The following is a 20,824-nucleotide window of genomic DNA, read 5'->3' on the forward strand; positions in this document are numbered from 1 at the left end:
CTTCGCAGCAGGCTTGCCAACTTCAAATTCTGATCTATTCGTGAGTGGGTCGTTTTACTCACGGAGAGACCATGACCCACCGCCACAACCTGGGACGCAGCGAGAAGTATCACGCCCTGCCCCGCACCCTTTACGCCCTGCTGTTCGACGACGGGGGCTGTTACATCGGCCAAAGCTCAAACCCCCAGCAGCGGGAGAAGCAGCACCGCTCCCCCAAAGGCGGCTGGCACCGTCCCTTCCGGTTCCATGCGCTGGAGGTGGTGACAGCCACCCGGGCGGAAACCGAGGCGTATGAGCAGGCGTGGCGGGTGAAGGCCTCCCGGGAGGGATGGCGCATCTACGCCAAGCCACCGGGGATCGTGGTCAACCCCCACCGGCGGGCCACGGCCCACGTGCGCGGGTTGGCCCACCAACGGCGGTGGCAGCTGGGAACACCGGTCAAAGCGCCTTCCGAACGCGTGGGGTGGTGGCCGTGGGTAGTGGTGGTGATCAGCGTATTGACACTGGCCCGATGCGTCACCGGGTAAGCCTCATCTCGCGCCGTTCCGCGTTTGTGATTGGCACCTGGGTTTGCGGTTTCAATCCTGCCAACAGCTCTTCCACGTCCTGGACCAGGTTGCGCACCGGAGCAGCCTGGGTCTCGGACAAGCCGACGCTCAGCGCCATTTCCTTGTGCCGTTCGGTTCCCAGCCGTTCGGCCATGCGCTCCATCATCTCGTCGGTCGTATACATGCGGTAGCTGCCCTTGGTGAGGCGGGTGAACGCCACCAAGGCCGACTGCTGGTCGAGCATGCCCATGTTCGTGGCCAGGTGGTAAACCTCGGATTTCCCCTGCCCCTGCGCCTTGTGAACGGTCATGGCATACCGGTGGGCCAAGGCGTTGTGCTCGCTGGTGTTGAACTTCAAGATGCGCCCGTCCTCTTTCGGGTTCGAAGAGTCGATGCGCACCACCAGGTCGTAGCCACCGGATTTGTCCTTCCGAATGCTCTCAACCGTGCCCTCGGTGCCGTTGATGACGCCCAAGTCGTTGTTGGTCGCCGTGAACATCACACGGTCGCGGCGGGAGAGCGTCAGGTCCTCCCACTGCCCTTTTACGATCGAGCGGAAGGTGAACTCCTCTTTGTCCAGCACGCCTTGCTCCTGGAGCCCCTTTCGGATGCCCGTGGTGAGGGCTTTGACTTCAGAGCGCGTGTGGGCCAGAACCAACTTCTCGTCCATCGGGGTGGGGTCTTTCAGGTAGTCGTCCACCAACGCCTTGATGGCCTGCTTTTCCGTGCCGAAGTCGTCGATGCAATTTCTCTCCTTGAGATTGCGAAGGGTCTGCGCACCCATATCGAGGGTGCCTTGGCGGCTGCGGTGCCCGCGGCGCATGTCCTTGACCTTCCCCTGGTGGTCCCGCTCGTAGAAGCTGTTGGCAGTGATCAGGTCACCGGCGTTCTTCTGCCGGCGGATTTCGGTCAGCTTCGTGTCGCCCAAGGCAATCTTCGCCAGCTCAAAGCCGTTGCCCGCAGCGATGGGCTGAAGCTGGTCACTGTCTCCCTGCATGACAAGCTTGGCACCGACCCCCTGGCAGTAGGTCATGAGCTTCAAGGTGTCATCGGTAGCCACCATGCCGGCTTCATCGAGCACCACCACAACATTCTTCGTCAGAGCAACCTTGCCCTGCCGGAGCTGGGAAAAGAACTTTGCAACCGACATGCAGAGCATGCCGGACTCTTCTTCCAGCTTAGCCGCGGCTTTACCCGACACGGCCAAGCCCATCAACTGCTTTCCTTCGGCTTCGAAGCACTGCTTGTAGACCTCGGCCACGGTGGTCTTGCCGGTCCCGGCCAACCCTGACATAACGCCGACACCTGCCGTTCCATGGGTCAAATGACCAATGGCAGCCTTCTGCTCTTCGGTAAGGGTGAACCCCTTTCGCTTCTCATAGGCGGCGATTTCCCGGTCTACGGTGGAGCGGAACAGCTTCAGGTCCGTCTCGTTCTCCCGCTCCTTCGAACGACGGATGATCTCGGCTTCCCATTCGACCATCCAGGTGGCGCAGAAGCGATCCTCCCGGTGCTTGCGTGCCAAACGAGTGCCACGGTCGTCTTTGTGGAGGTGTTCGGCTTTAACGCGCACCAGGTCGTCCTGTTCGGTGAACTCCTTCACCATTTTGAGGATCTCCTCCGCGTTCTTTTGCCCGGCGAACTCCATCCCCAGCTCCCGGACCAGGTCATGCTCGCAGAACATCGCCTCGTTCTCGTGCATGCGCTGCAAGACCTCGTCAAAGGTATGCGGGTCCAGGTGCTGGCCTTGGGTCTGCTTGAGCGACTGGGTGGTGGGAACCAGGTCTGGCCTTTCTCGGGCAATGTTGGCGAAGGTTTGCTGCCAGTCCTTGACCACCTGCTCGAAGGGCGGTTCTTCCTTCTTTTTGCGGGTGGCCTTGCAGGCCTCGTCGTGGCTGGCGTTGGGGTGTTCTTTGACGTAGTCCAGGATTTCCTGGCGGCGGGTCTTCGTCTGAAGCACCAGCTCACGGTCGATGCCGGCAATCGTGGTGAGAATCTGGCCCGTCTCGCGCCCTATCACGTCCACCTCGCGCTCCCGCTGAATCCCATAGCCCAGCGCTTTCATCGCGCTGTAGAGCTCGGCCTTGTAGAGGTGATCGGCCGCATGGCGGTGGCGGTAGATCTCGATGGCATCAAACGTGCCCCAACGGCCGTCCTCCCCCTTCGAAACACCAAAGACAAGATGGTGGGTGTGCAAATCGCACTGCACGTTCCGGTTGCTTGTGTGATCGGCGGCTGCCCACACCAACCCCTGGGTGTCTATAACGTCTTTCCCCGCTCTTCCGCGCCGGGTCTCTACCTTGCTCTCGATGTAGCGCATCGCCACGGCGCAGGCCTGGCGGTGCGCTTCCAAGATGGCCAGCTTCTCGCGTTCATCCGCAAGGGCAAACGCCACGCTCACGTCCCCGGGGGCGGAAATGGTCAGATCGAACCCCACCCGGTGGCCGCCCTCCCACTTCTCCATCGGCTTGCCGTCGTCGTCCAACCGCACGTTTCCCCATCGATCCGTCTTGATGACCAATCGGGCCTCCTTGCCCGCGTTTTTGCACAACGGCCTTCCGGTGGGTGAAAAGCCCTTCCCCAGCTTTTCCATCACCTCGCGGGTGACCGGCTGCCCTTCCAGGCAGAGCTCGGCGGCAAGGCTGCCGCCCCAATTGAGCGTCTGCCTCGGATCAGGACCGCTGCCCGCGTAGTAAGCCACGGCGCTGTCGATGGATAGGCGCTCGGTGGCCAGCATGTAGTCGAACATGTTGCCGTTGCGCTTGTTGTGGCCGCGGGCATCGATGCGGGTGCAATTGATCACAGGGACCTCCTGGAACGTTGATTGAACCAAGGTCCCAGAAAACCACCAATGCGCAAGGGGGGTTTACTTCTCCAGGCGCAGCGTGACCCAACGGCGTTTTATCTCCTCCACGACGGCGGTTACTGGCTCTTCGCCGAAGACTCCCGCGTGCTTGGACTTGGGCACCGAAAGCACCTTGAAACCCAAGCCGATGCTCTGCGCGTTGCTAAGGTAGTAGTTGACCGTGGTCCAGGAGTCCGTGGTCCAACCCTTGGTGCGCTGTTTCGGATGGAGGTGGCCCACCGCATCGTGCGGGATCCAGCACTTGAAGCGATATGCCCCATCGGTGTCCTTCTTGAACTCCGGGTCAGCGGTATGGCGGACCATCTCGGGATGAGTGACGAGGTGATCCGGATGCGGGTCGATGGACATGTCCAGGTCCACTTCCAAGATGTAGTCGTAAACCTTGTCCGTGGTCACCAGCCCGCCGGACAGAACCGCCTCACACGCAGACACCATGTGTTCGTAGCCGGCCTGAGCCATGCGCTGCCGATATTCTGCGGCCACCTCCCGTGGCAAATACCCAAGCATCCTGGGTGGCGCCTGTTGTGTCATGACGGCCACCGCGTTTTGGTCCGCCGTGTTGGTGTTATCGGGATACAGGACGACCAAAGTAAAAATCCGACTGGTGGAGCCCTTTCGATTGTTGGCCACCTCGTCCAGCTCCTCCCGAAAACGCGAGGTCAAGGCTGCCTTCACAGCGTATTTGGCGACTGGCTTCCAAATCGGCACGGTGATCGTTGCCATACTTGCTTCCCTACATGGTGTTCAACGGGAGAATAGCGCGTCGACTTCCTCGGGTGTCATGGTCAACACCCGCTGCACCGCATCGATGCCTTCGGCGGTGGTTGGGAAGGCCGACGCGCCAGCGTTTGAAGGGGACGTTGCCGGCGACGGCCCTTCAGGTCCGGCTGGCTTGGTGGTCCACGCAGCGGCCACCTGCCCCTCGCGAACCGTTGGATGGCTCTTCCCGGGCCATGTCAGCAACAGCACGTCCCCGCCCATCTGCACGATCGCCTCGATGCCCCACTTCTCGGGACCGTAGCGATTGCCTTTGCGGAAACCCAGCCGGTCGGTGAGCTCACCGCTGGAAACCAACGCGCGGCTTTCTTCGTGGACCTGGGCCTTGTTCTCGTGCCCGCGCCACGCGATTTTCCGCTTGCCGAGCTGGCTGGCCAGCTTGTCCCTGGTGGCTCCCATCTGCACTTGGCACACCACGTGGGTGCCCACCAGGGACGAGAGGGCCTGCGCGGTCTTGTCCCCGTAGACCAGCTCAACCTGGGAGTGATCCTGGACCGCCATGATGGCCACCACGCCTTTGCTGCGCCCCAACGCCAGCAAGGGATCGATGTTCAAGCGCCCGGCGCTGGTCAGCTCGTCGAACACGAAGTAGAGCCCACGCCCGCCCTCGTCGTCCGGCAAGCCCGGCCCAATGAGATCCGGGACGGCCACGTTGATCATGGCGGCGATGTAGGCCTTCGTCAGGGTTGGGTCCGGTCCGGATTGAACAATGACCTGCTTGCGCCCGTTGTAGTCGTCCCGTATCCACTCGGTCATCGAGAAACGGCGCTTGCCAACCTTGGGCCATGCGGTGGCCAGATCGTCGATAAGGCGGGTGAAGCCCCCCAGGGAAGACAGCACGCTGGACGTGGTTTGGCTCTCCGGGTCACGCACCAGTGCGGCACCGCGGGGGTAATGCGGGCGCATGCCTGCGGCCATCTCCGCGGCCGGGCGGCGCACCAAGGCCGCCAGATCGGGCCATTCCCACTCGCCAGGCCGGGTGTTTTGGAGCTCGCGCACGCACCCAATCAACAAGTCCTGGGCGGCCATGCTCCAAAATTTGGCGTTCCCGTCGCCCTCTGGGATGAGAGAGGCGGCGAACGCCGCCGCTTGGGTCGGGGTCCGCACGTCGGCGGCGACGTCCCACACGTGGGAGCGCGCATCGAAGGGCGACACGATGATGGGCCTTTTGAAAATCGACGTGAAATCACCCTTGATGTCGTAAAGGAACAGCTTTGCGTCCCTCTTTCGCGTCAGTTGTTCCAGGATGTGCTTGAGGATGACGCTCTTGCCCGACCCCACCGAGCCGGTGATCAGGACGTGGCGCGCCCAATGCTTTTTAGACAGCAACAGATCGGGGTGGAGGGACAGGGCGAAGGGATCCGCCTCGGCGTCTTTAGGGGTTACCGAGCGGTGCCGGGCTTCGTCCACGGCCTCCTTTCCTTCCAACAACCGCGGTCCGGACAGGTGCCAGGTGTTGCTCACCGGCTCGGTCGCCTTGAGGAACACCCGCAGACCGAGGCCCGCCGCCAGCAGAAGCGACACCCCGATCCGGGACCACGTCGCCACTGGGTGATGGTAGGACACCAGTTCGATGAACTCCCGTGCCGGGGCGCGAGCCGAGATGCCGACGGTCAGGAAGTGGTAGGCGGTCACCAGACCGCCTTTCAAAGCATCGGCGAAGCGGATGAGCGAGCCATCGGGATTCGGGATGAGCCAGGCAACGCCCATGCTCCCCACGTAGGCCAAGCCAAAAACGAATGCACCGGCAAGAACGGCGCGGTGCCAGTATCGGACCGGCTGGGAAGGCGCAACGCTGCCGGGCACGTCGCCCAGCGCGTCAAAGGGCTTGGGTTTGCTCATGTCGGTGCATGCGCGTTGGGGTCCGCCCCCGCCACCCTGGCTGCTCAGGATTGGCGCCGTGGGCCATCAGGTGGAGGCAGGCCCGGGCGTGCTTGTGGAGGGCGGCAAGGTGGAGCGGCGCCCACCCGTGGGCGTTGAGGGCCGCCACGTCGGCGCCGGCTTCGACCAGAGGCGTGACCAGCGAGAAGTGACCAAACCGGGCCGCATGATGCAGTGGTGTGTTGCCGCTGGCATCGGGCAGCCGGGCGTCTGCGCCCATGCCGATGCAGGCCAGCAGTGCTGCTTCGTGGCCCGCCCGGGACGCCCCCACGAGCCAGCCCTGCCACGGTGCGTTCTCCCGCAACCGGTTTGCGTCCGACCGCCGAGCCCGCGCCTCCTCTACCGCCATCGCCATGCCTTGGAAGAGCGAGGTGTGCTCAGCCATGGACCCAGCCACCCTCTCTGCCAGGGTGCTGTAAACCATCGGTTCGTTACGGTCTGCCAAGCGCCTCTCGTAAGCACGCACCAGGTCCCGGGTGGAGGCCCGTGAGGGTGCGTCCAACCCCAGCCGATGCAAGCCCCAACGCAGGTCCACTTGCGGTGCCCCATCGTGCTCCCGCTGGCGCACCTGCCAAACCAGATCGCCCAATCGACCCTCGACAGGGGCAACGCTCAGGGCGTGGGCACGCGCCAACACTTGCGAATCGTGAAGGCCTTTGGACGCGCCGGCTTCGCGCGCGAGCGCGCCCGCCAAGGCCTCCGCTCGTTGGAGGCCCAGGGGACGCAAGAGGCGCAACAGAGATTCTTGGATGTCCATCTCCATTGTTGTAAAGCCGAATCCGCGACCGTCAAGAGAACGTGTTAGCTGTTGAGGCGAGTAGCCACCGCAACACTGAAATGCCGAAGAATCTCTGTGTCATGCCAGAGCTTCTGCCCTGGGCTACTGCTGTCCAGTTCCTGAAGCACACCGTCCAAGCTCCTTCCAGCCAGAACCTGGGAATCCACATACCCGCCGACCAAGGCGAAAGAACTCAAATGCTCGGGAGCAACGTCGGGAAAACGGTGGAAGTTGGTGTTGTTGATATTCATCGGGTCCTCCTGCAGTGGTAAGCCGATGTGCCTCATCGGAAAGGTCCAGCTCGATCGCTGGTGAATTAGTGGGCTAACGGGTTAAACGCTGTCGGGCGGGCCAAAGACGACCCAACCCAACATGTAGAAAATCAGCGCGGGATAGAACCAGAGATCAAACCCCTCCCAGTCAAACCGGCGCCAACGCTTCCTGCACCGCGCGCGCAGCTTGAGCCAGCGCCGCCTGCTCACCGGAAGGAACTCTGGACCACCACCCCGATGGTCACAAAGCCCACCGCCGCTATGGCCATTACCTTGAGCAGAACCGGAACGGCCGGAGGGTAGGCGAGGACAGCCGTTGCGAAGGCCGCGATCAGCAGGAACAAGCCGGTCAGCAGTGGGACCGCGTTCTCGAAAGCGAAGTCTTTGAGGGCATTGAACAACGTGGACATGGTGGCTCTCCCTGGGGTTTGTATGAGTAGGTCTACCTACTCGTTACTTAACCAGTAAAGCACCATAAAACTGGACGTCAAGACGCAAAAATGCCCGATTCTGCGAAGAACCGGGCAGATCTGAACATCGGTAAAGATTACTGTCGGAAGACGTTCGGCTGGGCCTGCTTTTGGTGCTTCTCCCAATCGTAATTTGCAGCGTAGTCCTTCATGAAAGCCGCCTCCTTCAACGAACTGCGGGCGTAATCGGCGTATCCCAGGCGCCCAGGTCCGTTCTCCATCCGCTGCTCACGGGTCAACATGGGAGGACTCTCCTCCCGCTGGGCCCCGCGTTGCTGCCGCCACTGCGCAACGGTCGCATGAACCACCTGCTCGCGCTTGTCGTCCGGCTTTGCATCACGAACGGCTTTGTCGGCCTCCTGGATCTTTGCCTGGAGCGCAGCGATCTGATCGGGCGAGGCCTTCTCTGCCCAATCCAGAACACGCTGTCGGCGTTGCTCGATGGCGGCTTGGTCTTGGGCCACGTTCTGCTCGAAGTCTGCCCGCGCCGCGCTGTCCTTCTGGGGCGGTGGGCGATCGCCCAGAAGCCGCTCGTTGCGCTGCGCCTGGAGTGCTCGCAGCTCGGTCATTTCTTCGATGGGTTGGGAGAGGGTGTTGCTCATGTTTGTTTCCTCCGCTGGGGTGAATAGGCTCATCGTTGATCAATCCGCAGGTTTGGCAAGGGGGCAAACCCCCTCGCCTATCCGCATCAATCCGCGTCGGGCAGCAGCTCCGCCAGGTCGAAGCGCTTGATGCCGGCACGGCTCAGCGCCACGATGGCGTGACCGCGGGGCTCAAGAAGAGCGGAGTATTCTTCCTGCAGGAAGAGCGGCTGCACCTCGCGCTTGCCCCCGGTGGGCATGTCGATGTCGCGCGCGATCTCGTCTTGGCCCAGCGTGTCCTCCGATCCAATCCGCCAGCGGCGACCCGTCACGGCGTCGATGCGCGAAGCCGTCAACCGCCCCGCCCCTTCCATGCGCATCTTGTCGTAGGCGGACGCGTATGCATGATCTGGGTCGTTGAGCACAGAGTGGCGCCAGTTGTTCATACCGCCTTGGTAGTCGATGCCCCGGGTGCGCTGCTTGAAGGTGGTCAATGTGGCCTGCCCGAACCGCTTTTCCAGGTATTCGTGGGTGTTGTGCGAGCACTTTAGCGCGATCACCGACTGCATCGTGTTGGCCATCAGCTCCGCCTCGTTGACCGACCCAAAGGCGTTGACCAAGCTCTCAAACCCTTGCGTTGCAAGCACGGGCATCAACCCCAGCGAGCGCGAAACGGAGAACAGGTTGATGTCATCGGCCGTCAACAGCAGGTGGGCCTCGTCCATCATCAACATCACTTCAATTTGCCCAGGCAACACTTCGCGCCACTTGTCGCCGAATGCACCACGCGCTTTGATTCCATTCATGACCCGCTGTTTGAGCAGGCGCATCATCATTTCACCCGCTTCACCGAATTGGGTCGGGGGCAAGAAGAGGCCTACCATGGCTCCGTAGAGCGCATCGGACACGTCCACCTCGCCCTTCTCGATCGAGTGCCATGGCATGTCCGTTCTGCTGTCACGCAGCTTTTCGCCTCGCAAGAGCTTCTCCAGCAGCCCTCGTGAGTTGAGCGTGAACGATTGCCTCTGTTCCGGATGCATCGCGGGAATCTCAAGGAACGCCCATTCCAGCGAGCTCTGCAGCTGAGACATGGGACGGAAGAGATCCGGGTGGATGGTCTGCGGAGCGCTCTCTTGACGAAGGCGGTGCTGTTGCAGGTAGGCCGCGTAGGCCAGCCGCCCTTCTTCGTCATGGCTCGTGTCCGCCTCTTCCAAGCCCAAGTATTTCACCACCTCCATCAGCTTTGCATTGGCACGAGGCGCGGGGCTGGCGGGAATCACGCGTTCCACAATGGACAACAACTTGGCGTGGTGGAATGGCGTGTATTGCCATTGTCTGTCGTCGCTCACAGGGATTCGATGGATGGCGATCTGCTCGGCGATGCGCTCGAGCAATGCCTCAGTCTCGGCCACGTCCTCGTCCAGCTTGCGCTGTTTGACCAGCTCAAACTCCGCGTCCAACTGTGCACGCTCCAGCCCTTCCAGCTTGGCCGAACACCAAGACCTGTAAGCCATCTCGTGATCCACGAGCGCACGAAGGATGATGCCGGTGTGGTAGAGAAACGCGTCACCGCCGTCCGTCCAAAGCTTGGATTTCTCGTCCACTCGCCCACCGGCTGCACCGCGCAATGCCCGGACGACCTGATCGGGCGCCAACCCCTCGTATGGCGCCACCCGCATCCCGGGTTTGACGACGATATCGAACAAACCTTCCAAGTCCGAGATGATCGCCCCGTCTTTGCCGTCGGCGATGAGCGCGCCACCGCCGGCAAGCTTCTGCTGCTTCAAGCGCTCCCTTGCATCTGCGTGGCCTGGCGCCACACATGCCATCGCCAAAGCGGCTCTACGGAACCGACGAGCGATGGGTCTGAGCGCGGCGAAGGATTTGCCAGATCCGATGGCTCCGAACACGAGCAGGCCCTGCTGACAATCCCTCCACGAGAACATCATCACGGTGCCCAGGTCGGGCGAGTAGCCATAGCCCTTGTCGGAAAGGTGTCCCGTGGCGCGCCCAATGGTGATCAGCGGGGTCTTGTCCCGCAGTGCCGCCTCAGCTTGCTGTTCACGCGCCTTGACGTGCGCGTTGATCAGCGCCCCCTGGGTGGCCAGGTTGTTGTCGTTGTTCTGCAGGTAAAGCCGGGCGGCGTTTTGGACAAAGTTGCCTTCGGCGTATTGCATCGCATACATGCATGCCAGCACGTAAGGCGCCGCCTCGCCCAAGCCAAACGGCAGGACCTTGGCGACCACCAGTGTGGCAAAGATGAGCCCCACCCACTTCATCGCTTGAATGAAGCGCGCGGCTGTCCCGCCAATGACGCCCCGGTGCGGGTGCGAGGCCGCCGCCACAAAGCAAACCACAAACAGGATGCCGACCAAGCCAAAGGCCCACCACAGGTAGGTCTTGGCCATCTGGGCATACACAGCCATGCCGCCGGCTTGCATTGCCACCTCGGTGCCGCCCTTGCTGCCGCCGACCATGAACTGAAGCGCCATCGGAACCCATTGCAGCAGCACCAGGGCTTTCAGGGCCTCCTTCATGCCCTCGCCTTGCTTGAGGGCGATGAAGTATGGAATGGTCAGCAGCAGCGCGGCCCAGCCTGCCCAGCCGATGAGGCTCACTAGGAAGGTCGCCAGAACGCCGATCACGGGGAAGGCGAGATACATCAAGGGAGTGGCCAGGCTGTCGCCGCCCTGCCCCATGTCGTTGCCCTGCAAGAAGCCCTCGGCACGCCGTCCAAGCTTCGTCGTGATGATCCGCGATTGGGTGTCGCGCAAATCTTCCGAAACCTTCGGCCACCACTCCTGGAATTCGTCCTCACTGCGTCCGTCGGGCACCTTGAACCCCTGGGCGTTCTCGTCCCAGACGGCGCCGCACTCCAGCGCGAAATCCCGGTCAGCCTCTGGCACATCGAGCTCTCGACTGCGAACGCGATCGGTCACGTCAAAGCGCCCCACCAGGTTTTCATACTCCTCGGCGGATCTGACGATGATTTCTTCCTTCACGTTCCAAGGCTCGCCGCTCTTCCGGCGGAACTTGCGCCCCAGGCCGCTCGTCCAGTCAAGCACGTTGAACAAACTGATTGCTGCCATCTCTGTCTCCCTCCCCTGTCAATTCAACGAAGCCAATGCGCCAAGACGGCAAGCACCAAGCAAAGCGGCGCGCACGCCAGAAAGCCCGCTTTGGCCACCCAGCGCTCTGCGACCTGCTCAACCTTGCTCGCGTAGAGCCGATCCTTGGTCCATGCGTCATACGCGGCGTCGTCTCTGACCGGAGGCCTGCGATCGGCGCGCAAGTAGTAGAAAGTGCGGCGGACGCCTTCGCTCAGGTGGCCCATGCCAAACGATTCAGGGCTGCCGAGGAACAAGCGCCCGTGCACGTTCAGCCACTTTGAGCCGAAATGAAGTTTTCCGGGCTCCCGGTATTGCGTGAACAGCCACTTGAACATGCTTCCCCCTTATTCGTGAGTAGGTCACTTCTTTCTAGATCGAATCCGCGGATGCGCAAGGGGGATCAGTCGATCCCCGACTTCTTCGCCCAAGCGTCTAGGTCTGCATTGGCTTTTTGCTGCCAGTCGTTCCGCGGTTCGGCGGCGGGTGCGGGGGGCTTCCTCGGCAATGGGGCGGTTGCACGTTTCGGCGAAGGCATTGGCTGGGGCGCAATTGGCGCTGTCGTCGATACCGGGGGAGCGGCGACAGGTGCGGGTTTCTCGATCGTGGCTTCTGGCTTGGCCTGTTCTGAAAGCACTGCTGGAGCAGGCGCAACCACGGGGACTTCCACCACCTCGGGCAACTGCTCGGGAGCGGCTGGAGTGGCAACCGGTGCCATGGGAGCCGGTGTGCTTGGAGGCACTTGGTTGTTCTTCCCAAGCAAGAAGTAGATCGCCCCCACGACCAATGCCACCGCCACCACACCGGTCAAGACCCAAGGCAAACGAGAGCGGGGGCTGGGTTGGATTGGAGTTACTGGCTGCTCTGGTGACGCGGCCTCCGGGGGCCGGTTGGACCCTTCAGGCCCCGCGGAAACGGACAGGACTTCCACCGCGTCCTGCTGAGACAGCTTGACCAAGGCTGCCGTATCTTCATTGCTCAACGCCTTGGCGTCCACCGAAGGGCCACCCAATCCATCTGCAACCTGTGCGCCGGGCTCTCCAAATTCATCAACCAGCTCCCAAACGGTGCACATTCCCTTATCACCCGCTCCTACGAGAACCGGTGCAGCTGCATCGGACGTCAGTTGCCTAACCAACATTTCCTCCTCCAAGGTGAGCGGAGCGTCTTGAGGCTTCTCTTCGACAGCACGATGTTCCTGGGCTTCCCGGGCGCGCTTCGCGTCCAGCTGTGCCTTGGCTTCCTTTGCCTTCTCTGCAGCGGCAGCAACGCCCTTCTGGGTCAACTCGGCAGTGCGCTTGCTGATCACTCCAGCCCAGTGACTGGCCGCTTTCAGGTTTTCTTTCATGCCGTCGGAAACCAGCCGCTCTTCTTGCGTGGGCGATGCGGTCGGGGTTGCGTTGGCACGCTTCAGCAATTCTTCGCGCTTGCGCTTCAGGATTCTCTGGTTCTTTTCTTCTGGGGTCATGTGGGCTCCTCGGAAGGGGGAAGGAAGCCCGAGCATCGAGCGACACCCGGGCACTGAGATCACCGGACGTCAGGCACCGGGGTAACGACGATCACGGGCTCACCGCTGCCGCAGCGGTCGTCCACCGTGACCTTGGACAGCGCGCCACGCTTGGCCAGCTCAACGATGGGCACTTGGCAGGCGGCCTTGTCGGCTCCTTGGAACACCACCGTCAACCCGTTGCTGGACTTGTTCAACAGACCTGCGAACTTGTCGAGGAAGGCCCGGGTGTCGCTGTTCAACCGCTTCATGTCGGTGGGGTTGTAGTTCAAGCGCAACGAATCCAGGACGGCTTCCTGCTTGCCCTCCACGGTTTCGGTCTTGGTGACCACTTCGGCCTTCATGCCAGCCGCACGGGCAGCGTCGGCGGCCTGCTCGGCGTGTTCCCGCTGCTGCTTCACGTAGGACGCGGAAGCACCCACTGCAGCACCCGCGGCGCAAGCGCCCAAGGCCTTGTCTTTCTTGCCCGTGAGCAAGGCGATGGCTCCGCCGGCCACGCAACCGATGCCTCCGGCCTTGAACAGGCGCCTCTTATCGGCCTTGGGCTTGCCATCGTCCTCTGCGGCATGGACCGCATCAGCGGCGGCCTGGGCGGAAACGTGAAGCGGCATGAACGCCGCCAGGCAGAGAGTGAGAGAAAGGGAAAAACGTTTCATGGGTTGGATCTCCTGCTGTGGGGGAAAGTTAGGTGCGTGGAGCAGTCATGGGACCGGCTGCGGGCACCTTGGCCGCACCAGAACCTTTGGGAGAGGGTTGCGAGAGGGCCGCCGTCACCACCTTGCGAAGCGCTTCTTCGTAGCGCTGGATGGCGCTGTCCTGTTCCGCCTTCGTTTCGTCTCGCAGCCGCCGCAGGTCTTCCTGGAGCGCACTCCGGAACAACGCGTTCTCTTCCCGCAACTCGTCGATGAGCTGTTCCAAGTGAGCGTTAGAGTTCTCCAGCACACTCGCCACAGACATGGAAGTGTTGTGTCGCTCCAGCGCCTCTCGCACGTAGGCGCTAAACCCACTGCCCGATTCACGGGCAAGCCGCTGAGCAAGTTTCAGTTGCCCACGGTCGAGGTTTACGTTTTGACGAACCAACGCCATTGGTCGAGTAACTCCGTTTCTGGACTACTCCACCGATACCGCGAATCTCGGAGTTGGCAAGGCCCCACGTCAGGAGCCTGAAAAACATGGGCCAAACGAGCTAACAAGCACTGACACTGTCTCCATTCAGTGGTGACAGGGTCAGGCCTTGATTGCATTGAGGTTCCGGCAGATGTGAGGCCGATTTTTGGGCGAAAAGCGCACTCCCACTTCAGTGCGTCATGTGTATGACGACTCTGGGGAACCGTCCGGGCTCCTGCTTCTCTGCCCCTGCCGACACTGCTTCCACCCACGTTGGGCTCTTGCAGTTGCTTTTCGGCGGCCCCTTGCGTGTTGCCCCAACTGCGCTATTGGTGGTCTACGCCCCCTCGCCCCCACAGGACCACCGCCCACGCCATGCCCACGCAACGCTCCCGCTCTTCCACCCCTCACGCCCACCGATGCCCCACCCCAGGAGTCCGTGTGGAGTTTTTCAGCCCACCGTTTCGCATTGCCCCGGATCCCCAGGACAGGTTGCCCTCACCCACCCGCAGCACCGACCCACGACACCCAAGCCACATTGGTTTTAGTCAAACGTGTGCAGTGCCCATGGATACACCGCCACCGTGTTTTCCGAATCACAAGTGGGGAGCCAAAGAACCCCTGGAAGGGAAGCGCGGAGCCCTCGCCGCATTTCGTTTTAGTCAAGCGAGGGTGCGCCCCATGACCTCCATTCACCGCCATTGGCCCATCGGTGATTTGCCGGCTTTCGTTTCAGGAGCGCTCCCATGACCACCGCTGACCTGGGCGCGTTTGCCCGTCGCGTGCTGGCCTTCCATGGCGCCCGTGCGCCTGCCACTCCCCGTTGGACGCTGGACGTGGCCCGCCGTTCCGAACGCCCTGTGTGCGCTTTCTGCACCGCCCCCCTGGACTTGGATCGTCGCCACGCCTGGGGGCTCTCACCGCTCGTTCCGTTGAGCCTAGCCGGCCCAAGGGACGCCGAGAACCTGCGCATGGCTTGCAAGCGCTGCATCACCGAGCGGGGCACCCGTGACCTGTTGGCCTGGCCCGAGTTGAGCCAGCGGCTGCCACCAGAACCCCTGGACGCCCTGCTGGCCGACCGACTGTTTGTCCTGCAGCGCTCCGATAACCACCTGGTCGAGGTAGGGCGCTTTGCCAAGCCAGCCACCGTCCTTGCCCAGCTTCAAGAGCGCTGGAAACACCCCCGATTCGTCGTTCATGCCGAACGGCATTCGGACACCTGGATGCTGGGGTGGCCACTGGCCCACCGTGCCCATCTGACGCGAAACGACTTGGCGGCGCTCTTGCGCAACGTGCACCAAGGCGAATGGCTGGAACACCCCGAGGTGGTGGCCTTCCGGTTGACCGAGGATGTTTTTCAATCAGCGGTGTGGCAACTGATCGCCCTCCACGCCTTGGTCATCCCCCTGGCCCAAGAAGAAGCACCCCCTCCCGATCGAACGTTTGAGAATCGGTGGATGGCCCGGTATCCAAGCCTGAGCCAGATCCGCCGGCGGCGACAGGGCGCGCACGAAACACCCTGGCCTAGCCAAGGCAAAGACCATGCCCGGACTTACAGCGACAAGCCCAACGCGGTTCGCATGCGGACACAGCGCCAAGCCACTCGTCAGGAGGAAACCAAGGCACAGTGGCTCAATGCCCGGCGCCGTTTAGCGGACCGGGACGCTGGGGTGGCCAGTGGGACGTTGAGGCCATGGCTCCCTGGGGAACGGGCCGCGCTGCAGGCCGACGTGGACGATCTGGCGGCTGCGTGGTTGAAAGCCCGCCAGCGGAAAGCGGAAGGCCGCTCTCAGCGGCCGTGATCCACTACCATTGTTCAAGCCTCAAACGACCAGCTAGCCACCATGGACGACACAGACAAGGAACGGATTGCAAATTGGCGTCTGACGAAGCAGATGCGGCGAGAGAGAAAGTGGGACGAGCAAAACAGCAGGTCCTACATCAGTCATTTCACCTTGACGGACAAGGACGCTGCAGATGTAAAGGAGTTCGAAGAGCACCTGGTTCGCAAACACTTGGGGAAGGGCCAGCTCACCCGACGCATGTCCACCAATGAGCTTGGGCTAGCATTGCGCACCTGGAACCTAGAAGAGCTGAATCAGCTCTGGAGCATGCGCCGAGAGAAGCTCACTTACCTCGAAGACGCCGCCCTCCTGTTGGCCCATATCCGACACCGATCCGGCATTGACCCAAAGCTGCGCCCGGCAGCAGAGCTGCTTGGATACGACGCCATCCAAGCCCTCCAGGGCGTCCTTGAGGAGAGCGGGCGGTTGGCAGTGGAACAGGCACTGCCCCCAGCGGCGGAAGCCGTCGTTGCCGAGGGCAAGCGGGTGGAACAAGTCCTTCGGGTGATCCGAGAGGGCCAAGCGGAGTTTCGTAAACGCCTAGTCGCTCACTACGGAGCCGTGTGCATGGTCACCGGGACCGCCTTGGCAAGCGTCATCGACGCCGCTCACATCGTCCCCTACAACGGGGCAGCCACCAATGCTTTGAGCAATGGCTTACTGCTACGGAAGGACATCCACGCGTTGTTCGATGCAGGCCTGTTAACGATCGGGCCGGACCTGGTCGTCTACGTCAGCGCGGGGGTGGACGATCCGTTCTACCGTTCGTTGGACGGAAAGAAGCTCTCGCTGGACACTCCGCCCAAGATGTCCAAAGAGGCCCTGCGGCGGCGACTGGCGGGCAATGAATCGTCCGAACTGGAGGTTGCTAGCCTTCCCCAATGAGCCGCCCCAAAGCTCCGGCTGATCGGACAAATCGAATCATTGCTCATGATAGGAACGCCCTCCGCGTGGATCCGGAAGTTCAATCAACGGTTCTTCGCGCCGTAGGCGTATGCCAGCTCCCGCCAGGGGACGCTTTTTCAGCTGCTTTTGCTCTGCCCACGGGATGATCCACAGACACAGAAAAGCGGCCATAGCCGCTTTCTTCGTCCCCCTGATTGTGAGGGTCAGTAGATCTTTCCGTTCTTGCTCATCCCCAAGTTCCGCACCGCTACCCTGGCGGCTTTGCGGTCCTCCGCGTGCTCGTCCACCGGCGAGCTCACGATCAACAGCGTGTTGTCTTGGATGAGCGACGCGGCCGCGTAGTCTGCCAGCGCCACCATGGCGGTGGTCAACGCGACTTCACTCCCGGCGTCCTCCGAATCGTCAAAGCCGAACAGCTTGGCGATGTTCTCGCGGAGCTTTGGCGGGATCGTCACCATGGCCCGGTGGTGGCGCAGCCCGTCCTCCCGACGGCGGTAGTCGTGCAGGGTGACCGATCGGGGCATGACCATGTGAACCCGCTTGCCTCCCACGCTTCCCGCCTTCTGGCTGTCGTCGTAGTCAAAGTAGGACTTGCGCTCCGGGTAGTCGCCTGGCCCCAGCAACAGGTGCTCCGGGATGCGGGCAATCGGAACGCTTGCCGATTTGCTGGCCCGGCGGGGCTTGGCATGGGTCACGTCCTTGACGTCATCCAAGGTGCGCTTGACGGCCTTCTTCGTGGCAGCCTTCTTGGCAGGAGCTTTGCGAGTGGCCATGGGTAGGTCTGGGAGGGAAACCAAGGGAAGCTCCATCATGCCGCAGCCCTCCGGCCTGCACCAGCAGCCAGGATGTCGCGCACCCGGACCGCCAAGGCGTGGATCTCCTCCTGGGCCACCCGGGCCCAGCGGCCGTTGGCGTCGAACACGGTCTTTCCCTCCTCGTAGCAGTCCGCAAACAACGCACGATCCCGCACCAGCATGGCGCCCGACATCTTGGGGTGCTCCAGGCGACGTCGATGGGCTGCCCGCCTCTCGTTGGCCCGGTTGGCGATGGGCAGGAAACGCTTTCCCTTCTTTTCAAGAACATCCACGGTTCGCAGGAAGATGAGGAAGCTGGCCCCGTCGAGCAACGTCGGCACCAGGTAGAGGTCCGCCTCGGGAATCACCTCGTTGTCCGGCAGACGCGGCGGGGTGTCGGTGATCTCCACGTCGAAGCCAGGGGAGCGCGATCGCCCGACACTGAACGGTGTTTCGTCCGACAGTGAGGCAAACGCGCAGGCCCCGCCTTGGGGGTCCCGGTCATTGACCAGCACACGCAGGCTGGGGTCACGGGCATAGCACCCGGCTAGATTCAGGGCCAGCGTCGTGCGGCCGACGCCACCCTTGAGTGAGAAGTTGCACAGTCGCATAGGACATCCTTTCGTGAGTAGATAGGGGTTTCTCTCGAATCTACCCCGACGCTGCCATAGCGCAAGTGCATGTTTTTGCAACCCTTTCGGGCCGTTCAGCCCTTGGATTATTTTCTATCCTTCCGACAAGGCGGCTGGACGACGGCAGTCCCACCGCAGCGTGTGGGCGGTGTTTGACGCCGAGCAATGCAGATCGAACGGCTGAGAGGCCATCCATGCTTTGACAGACGGTGGCGCAGCGCCATGCAGTGCTTCGATGATCGTCCAGCGTTGTTTTGCCGGACCGAACTCCGCGAACACGTCCGCTCCGGCTTCAGCCAGCATTCCAGCCATCTTGTCGTAGCACTGTCGCTTGGCCGGGTCATCCTGGTTCACGTGCCACGCCATGCAAGCGACGTGGAAAGCGGTGATTCCGTTGGGCCCCACCGGGTGGTCCAAGGACGGGAAAGCCGTCAGGCCCCTCCACGCCTTCAGACGTGCCTCGCGGATGGCCGCAATGGTTCTCTTCAAAGCCTGTGGGTTGCGGTGCTCGATGGCATCCAGAAGCCGTTGAGCACGCCGGTCTGTGGTCATTTCCATTTCAGCTCCTTGCGCAGCTGGCGCTCGAAGTGGCGTTGCTCGCGCGCCAGGCGGGCTTGCCGGCGAAGTTTGCCTTCGGGCAGGAACGCGGGAACCGTGGGAGGGATGTGCGCGAAAGGAAGGCCAGCAATAAGGCGGGACAAGTTGGCGGGGCTTTCAATCATGGTGGCGGTCTCTTGGGTTGTTTGGAGCTACGTTCGTGCGTAGGTCGACCCACTCACTTGACCTCATGCAACCAGATCGCCGAGCAATGTCAAGATGAAAAATCGACCTTTTTTTGACTAAAAACAGGGGCTTGCGGAATCCCAGGTGCATCGCATGCTGAGTGCATGACGCACACAACCCGCCCCCGTTGTTCGCCCACTCTCACCCACGTTTCCAAGGGCGTGCGCAGCGCGCTGGGCTTCACCCTCACCGAGGCCTTGCTTGCGCTCGGGGCCGTGACCGCCGCCACGGGCGCGATGTTCCTGTTCTTTGGCCAGGTCGATGCAAAGTCCAAGGTGGCCAGCGAGACGCGCAACCTGCGCGAGCTGTCCCGTCGTCTTGAAAGCAGCTTTGGGGTGGTGGGGACGTTCCGCGGGGTGAGCACCACGGCCGTGGTGGTCGATGGATTGGCCCCTGAATCCCAGCTCGGCGCCGGGGAAAACGTTTTGACCAACGCGTGGGGCGGCGCGGTGGACGTCCAGCCTTACACCGTGGATCGCTTCGGCGATTCGTTCTCCGTGAGCTACGCCGGCCTTCCTCGTCAAGCGTGCGTGGCCCTGGTCGCGGCCAACGCGGGCGGGGTGTGGGACGCGCAGGTGTCGGACGTGTCGGTGATTCGAAACACCGGCGGCCAACTCGACGTCGGATTGCTGAGCCGCACGTGTGCGGACAAATCGCGCGTGGTCTTCGTCTACCACAGCGGATTGTTGGGAGGCGAGTGGACCGGATCGCCTCTAGTATTGCCGCCAGCAACACCTCCGGCCACTCCACCCGGTTCTCCGCCCGTGGGATTCCCGGTGGGGCCCGTGGGGCCGGTGCCACCTTCCACGCCGGTGTCGCCCCCAACCGCCCCGCCACCAAGCGTTCCGCCCACGACGCCCCCACCGGTCACGCCGCCCGCTCCCCCGGTGAGCGTGACGCCTCCGGCTCCGCCCACTTCACCGCCGGTCACGCCGCCGCCGATCAGCACCACGATGCCGTGCCGAGAGTGGAGCGAGAACCGAACGATCAACTGCCCAGTGGGCCAGGTGGGCCAGGTGTTCCAACACCGCCGTCACCACTGCGGAACCGACCCGAGTGTTTACGAGGCGTGGGCTGGGTCCACGACGGCCGGCAGTTGGACCACGACCAGCAGCACCTGCACTCCGTGCCCTGCTCCCGAGACCCGCAACGTGGGATGCCCTGCAGGTCAGTTTGGCTCGATCGGCCAGCGGCGGACCTTCTCATGCACGGGCACCGGTTCGTGGGACGCTTGGACGCAAACCAACACCACCTGCGCGGCTTGCCCAGCACCTTTCCCACAAGCCGAAACCCAGTGGGTCGCCGCGAGTGCCGCTTGCCCGGCAGGCCAAAGTGGATCGCACACGTGGCAGGCCGAGCAGCGGCGGACCAGGATGGGGTCTTACAACTGCCCGGCCACCACGTGGTCGCTGCCCAGCCCGACGTTCACCACTTGGACAAATTGGGCGGAGACGGGGGTTCGTCGCAACGAGGCCAATACATGCACACCCAACGCACCACCCCCGACGTTTCCCGAATACACCGGGCGATCTTGGCATTCGTGGGGAGACGGAGGGCACTACGGCTGGGCGATCTTCTGCAACGCTCCCCGGACCCTGGCCGAGCTTCAAGCCACCTCGTTGGCATGCACCTGGCAATACGAAACGAACGACACCCCCACGTTTACGCCAGAGCCACCTGGCGTGACCCGCCCAACACCGGCTTTGGAAGCCTGTGTCTACGCGCTGCGCGCCAACTTAACTCCGATGCCAGGTTACGGCTTCGTCAACCACCCAGGCACCGCGGTTTGGCCGGCGGCTTGCTCGTGCAGCGTCGTGGGTCCAGGCGCGCGGTTCTACTGGCAAGACCTGGGAGCGAGCGACTGGGTGGGCTTTGAATTCAAATGCCCCTGACGGCAAAGAAGGCGGGGGGCATCCCTCACGTTCGAAGTGGCAAAGCTTCGGATCTCCAAAACCGACCGGAGGCAATGCC

General features: G+C 62.5%; 20 protein-coding genes. 4 read left to right on the top strand and 16 right to left on the bottom strand.

The features are described 5' to 3' along the window. Positions 1-71: 71 nt before the first annotated feature. Positions 72-527 carry a GIY-YIG nuclease family protein gene (locus AB839_RS07710; protein WP_012480680.1) on the top strand — a complete coding sequence of 152 codons (456 nt, stop codon included), beginning with the start codon at positions 72-74 and terminating at the stop codon, positions 525-527. Here the strand turns inward: AB839_RS07710 and mobF are convergent. The 12 genes from mobF to AB839_RS07770 all read right to left on the bottom strand — a co-directional run bounded on the left by mobF (position 517) and on the right by AB839_RS07770 (position 13,873). After that, positions 517-3,351 (bottom strand): MobF family relaxase, encoded by a 2,835-nt coding sequence (mobF, locus tag AB839_RS07715; RefSeq protein ID WP_061478912.1) that lies wholly within the window; start codon positions 3,349-3,351, stop codon positions 517-519. The two genes, AB839_RS07710 and mobF, sit on opposite strands and share 11 nt — an antisense overlap. Before the next feature lie 63 nt (positions 3,352-3,414). Next, the gene (locus tag AB839_RS07720) at positions 3,415-4,137 is read right to left on the bottom strand and encodes an HIRAN domain-containing protein (protein ID WP_012480682.1); all 723 of its coding nucleotides are present in this window, start codon (positions 4,135-4,137) and stop codon (positions 3,415-3,417) included. Positions 4,138-4,158: 21 nt separating this feature from the next. Next, a complete protein-coding gene (locus AB839_RS07725) occupies positions 4,159-6,033 on the bottom strand; it encodes a helicase HerA-like domain-containing protein (protein WP_061478913.1) in 1,875 nt (624 codons plus the stop codon). After that, positions 6,011-6,457 (bottom strand): ankyrin repeat domain-containing protein, encoded by a 447-nt coding sequence (locus AB839_RS21870; protein ID WP_230548553.1) that lies wholly within the window; start codon positions 6,455-6,457, stop codon positions 6,011-6,013. The genes AB839_RS07725 and AB839_RS21870 overlap by 23 nt, the downstream gene beginning before the upstream one ends. Positions 6,458-6,873: 416 nt before the next feature. Continuing rightward, positions 6,874-7,101, bottom strand: a complete 228-nt coding sequence (locus tag AB839_RS07735) for a hypothetical protein (RefSeq protein WP_099475959.1) — start codon at positions 7,099-7,101, stop codon at positions 6,874-6,876. A gap of 227 nt (positions 7,102-7,328) precedes the next feature. Then, complete coding sequence (locus tag AB839_RS07740) at positions 7,329-7,532, bottom strand: hypothetical protein (protein WP_012480686.1); 204 nt, start codon at positions 7,530-7,532, stop codon at positions 7,329-7,331. A gap of 137 nt (positions 7,533-7,669) precedes the next feature. Then, positions 7,670-8,194, bottom strand: a complete 525-nt coding sequence (locus AB839_RS07745; RefSeq protein WP_061478969.1) for a hypothetical protein — start codon at positions 8,192-8,194, stop codon at positions 7,670-7,672. 86 nt (positions 8,195-8,280) lie between these two features. Then, the gene (locus tag AB839_RS07750) at positions 8,281-11,262 is read right to left on the bottom strand and encodes a TraM recognition domain-containing protein (RefSeq protein WP_012480688.1); all 2,982 of its coding nucleotides are present in this window, start codon (positions 11,260-11,262) and stop codon (positions 8,281-8,283) included. Positions 11,263-11,285: 23 nt separating this feature from the next. Further along, a complete protein-coding gene (locus tag AB839_RS07755; RefSeq protein WP_061478914.1) occupies positions 11,286-11,618 on the bottom strand; it encodes a hypothetical protein in 333 nt (110 codons plus the stop codon). Between the two features lie 65 nt (positions 11,619-11,683). Further along, positions 11,684-12,748 carry a hypothetical protein gene (locus AB839_RS07760; RefSeq protein ID WP_232503858.1) on the bottom strand — a complete coding sequence of 355 codons (1,065 nt, stop codon included), beginning with the start codon at positions 12,746-12,748 and terminating at the stop codon, positions 11,684-11,686. Between the two features lie 59 nt (positions 12,749-12,807). Further along, the gene (locus AB839_RS07765; protein ID WP_012480691.1) at positions 12,808-13,443 is read right to left on the bottom strand and encodes a hypothetical protein; all 636 of its coding nucleotides are present in this window, start codon (positions 13,441-13,443) and stop codon (positions 12,808-12,810) included. A 28-nt stretch (positions 13,444-13,471) separates the two neighbouring features. Next, a complete protein-coding gene (locus AB839_RS07770; RefSeq protein WP_012480692.1) occupies positions 13,472-13,873 on the bottom strand; it encodes a hypothetical protein in 402 nt (133 codons plus the stop codon). Between the two features lie 767 nt (positions 13,874-14,640). On the opposite strand from AB839_RS07770, the gene AB839_RS07775 reads away from it, so the two are divergent. Continuing rightward, complete coding sequence (locus tag AB839_RS07775; RefSeq protein WP_235650001.1) at positions 14,641-15,696, top strand: hypothetical protein; 1,056 nt, start codon at positions 14,641-14,643, stop codon at positions 15,694-15,696. A 42-nt stretch (positions 15,697-15,738) separates the two neighbouring features. Continuing rightward, positions 15,739-16,623 (top strand): HNH endonuclease signature motif containing protein, encoded by an 885-nt coding sequence (locus tag AB839_RS07780; protein WP_061478915.1) that lies wholly within the window; start codon positions 15,739-15,741, stop codon positions 16,621-16,623. Positions 16,624-16,847: 224 nt separating this feature from the next. On the opposite strand, the gene AB839_RS07785 is transcribed toward AB839_RS07780, so the two are convergent. The 4 genes from AB839_RS07785 to AB839_RS21470 all read right to left on the bottom strand — a co-directional run bounded on the left by AB839_RS07785 (position 16,848) and on the right by AB839_RS21470 (position 18,792). Further along, positions 16,848-17,417 (bottom strand): hypothetical protein, encoded by a 570-nt coding sequence (locus AB839_RS07785; protein WP_235650000.1) that lies wholly within the window; start codon positions 17,415-17,417, stop codon positions 16,848-16,850. A 35-nt stretch (positions 17,418-17,452) separates the two neighbouring features. Continuing rightward, a complete protein-coding gene (locus AB839_RS07790) occupies positions 17,453-18,049 on the bottom strand; it encodes a ParA family protein (RefSeq protein ID WP_061478917.1) in 597 nt (198 codons plus the stop codon). A gap of 114 nt (positions 18,050-18,163) precedes the next feature. Further along, positions 18,164-18,628 carry a hypothetical protein gene (locus AB839_RS07795; protein WP_049430686.1) on the bottom strand — a complete coding sequence of 155 codons (465 nt, stop codon included), beginning with the start codon at positions 18,626-18,628 and terminating at the stop codon, positions 18,164-18,166. Then, a complete protein-coding gene (locus tag AB839_RS21470) occupies positions 18,619-18,792 on the bottom strand; it encodes a hypothetical protein (protein ID WP_156476632.1) in 174 nt (57 codons plus the stop codon). The genes AB839_RS07795 and AB839_RS21470 overlap by 10 nt, the downstream gene beginning before the upstream one ends. 222 nt (positions 18,793-19,014) lie before the next feature. On the opposite strand from AB839_RS21470, the gene AB839_RS21025 reads away from it, so the two are divergent. After that, positions 19,015-20,745 (top strand): type 4 pilus major pilin, encoded by a 1,731-nt coding sequence (locus AB839_RS21025; protein WP_162292566.1) that lies wholly within the window; start codon positions 19,015-19,017, stop codon positions 20,743-20,745. Positions 20,746-20,824: the final 79 nt, after the last annotated feature.

It is taken from the genome of Stenotrophomonas sp. DDT-1 (assembly GCF_001580555.1).
GTDB classification, from domain to species: Bacteria; Pseudomonadota; Gammaproteobacteria; order Xanthomonadales; family Xanthomonadaceae; genus Stenotrophomonas; species Stenotrophomonas sepilia.

Excerpts from the sequence above, each read along its gene's own strand:
- AB839_RS07710 (WP_012480680.1), top strand. The coding sequence starts at position 72 with ATGACCCACCGCCACAACCTGGGACGCAGCGAGAAGTATCACGCCCTG.
- AB839_RS07720 (WP_012480682.1), bottom strand. The coding sequence starts at position 4,137 with ATGGCAACGATCACCGTGCCGATTTGGAAGCCAGTCGCCAAATACGCT.
- AB839_RS07725 (WP_061478913.1), bottom strand. The coding sequence starts at position 6,033 with ATGAGCAAACCCAAGCCCTTTGACGCGCTGGGCGACGTGCCCGGCAGC.
- AB839_RS21870 (WP_230548553.1), bottom strand. The coding sequence starts at position 6,457 with ATGGCTGAGCACACCTCGCTCTTCCAAGGCATGGCGATGGCGGTAGAG.
- AB839_RS07735 (WP_099475959.1), bottom strand. The coding sequence starts at position 7,101 with ATGAATATCAACAACACCAACTTCCACCGTTTTCCCGACGTTGCTCCC.
- AB839_RS07740 (WP_012480686.1), bottom strand. The coding sequence starts at position 7,532 with ATGTCCACGTTGTTCAATGCCCTCAAAGACTTCGCTTTCGAGAACGCG.
- AB839_RS07745 (WP_061478969.1), bottom strand. The coding sequence starts at position 8,194 with ATGAGCAACACCCTCTCCCAACCCATCGAAGAAATGACCGAGCTGCGA.
- AB839_RS07750 (WP_012480688.1), bottom strand. The coding sequence starts at position 11,262 with ATGGCAGCAATCAGTTTGTTCAACGTGCTTGACTGGACGAGCGGCCTG.
- AB839_RS07755 (WP_061478914.1), bottom strand. The coding sequence starts at position 11,618 with ATGTTCAAGTGGCTGTTCACGCAATACCGGGAGCCCGGAAAACTTCAT.
- AB839_RS07760 (WP_232503858.1), bottom strand. The coding sequence starts at position 12,748 with ATGACCCCAGAAGAAAAGAACCAGAGAATCCTGAAGCGCAAGCGCGAA.
- AB839_RS07765 (WP_012480691.1), bottom strand. The coding sequence starts at position 13,443 with ATGAAACGTTTTTCCCTTTCTCTCACTCTCTGCCTGGCGGCGTTCATG.
- AB839_RS07770 (WP_012480692.1), bottom strand. The coding sequence starts at position 13,873 with ATGGCGTTGGTTCGTCAAAACGTAAACCTCGACCGTGGGCAACTGAAA.
- AB839_RS07775 (WP_235650001.1), top strand. The coding sequence starts at position 14,641 with ATGACCACCGCTGACCTGGGCGCGTTTGCCCGTCGCGTGCTGGCCTTC.
- AB839_RS07780 (WP_061478915.1), top strand. The coding sequence starts at position 15,739 with ATGGACGACACAGACAAGGAACGGATTGCAAATTGGCGTCTGACGAAG.
- AB839_RS07785 (WP_235650000.1), bottom strand. The coding sequence starts at position 17,417 with ATGGCCACTCGCAAAGCTCCTGCCAAGAAGGCTGCCACGAAGAAGGCC.
- AB839_RS07790 (WP_061478917.1), bottom strand. The coding sequence starts at position 18,049 with ATGCGACTGTGCAACTTCTCACTCAAGGGTGGCGTCGGCCGCACGACG.
- AB839_RS07795 (WP_049430686.1), bottom strand. The coding sequence starts at position 18,628 with ATGGAAATGACCACAGACCGGCGTGCTCAACGGCTTCTGGATGCCATC.
- AB839_RS21470 (WP_156476632.1), bottom strand. The coding sequence starts at position 18,792 with ATGATTGAAAGCCCCGCCAACTTGTCCCGCCTTATTGCTGGCCTTCCT.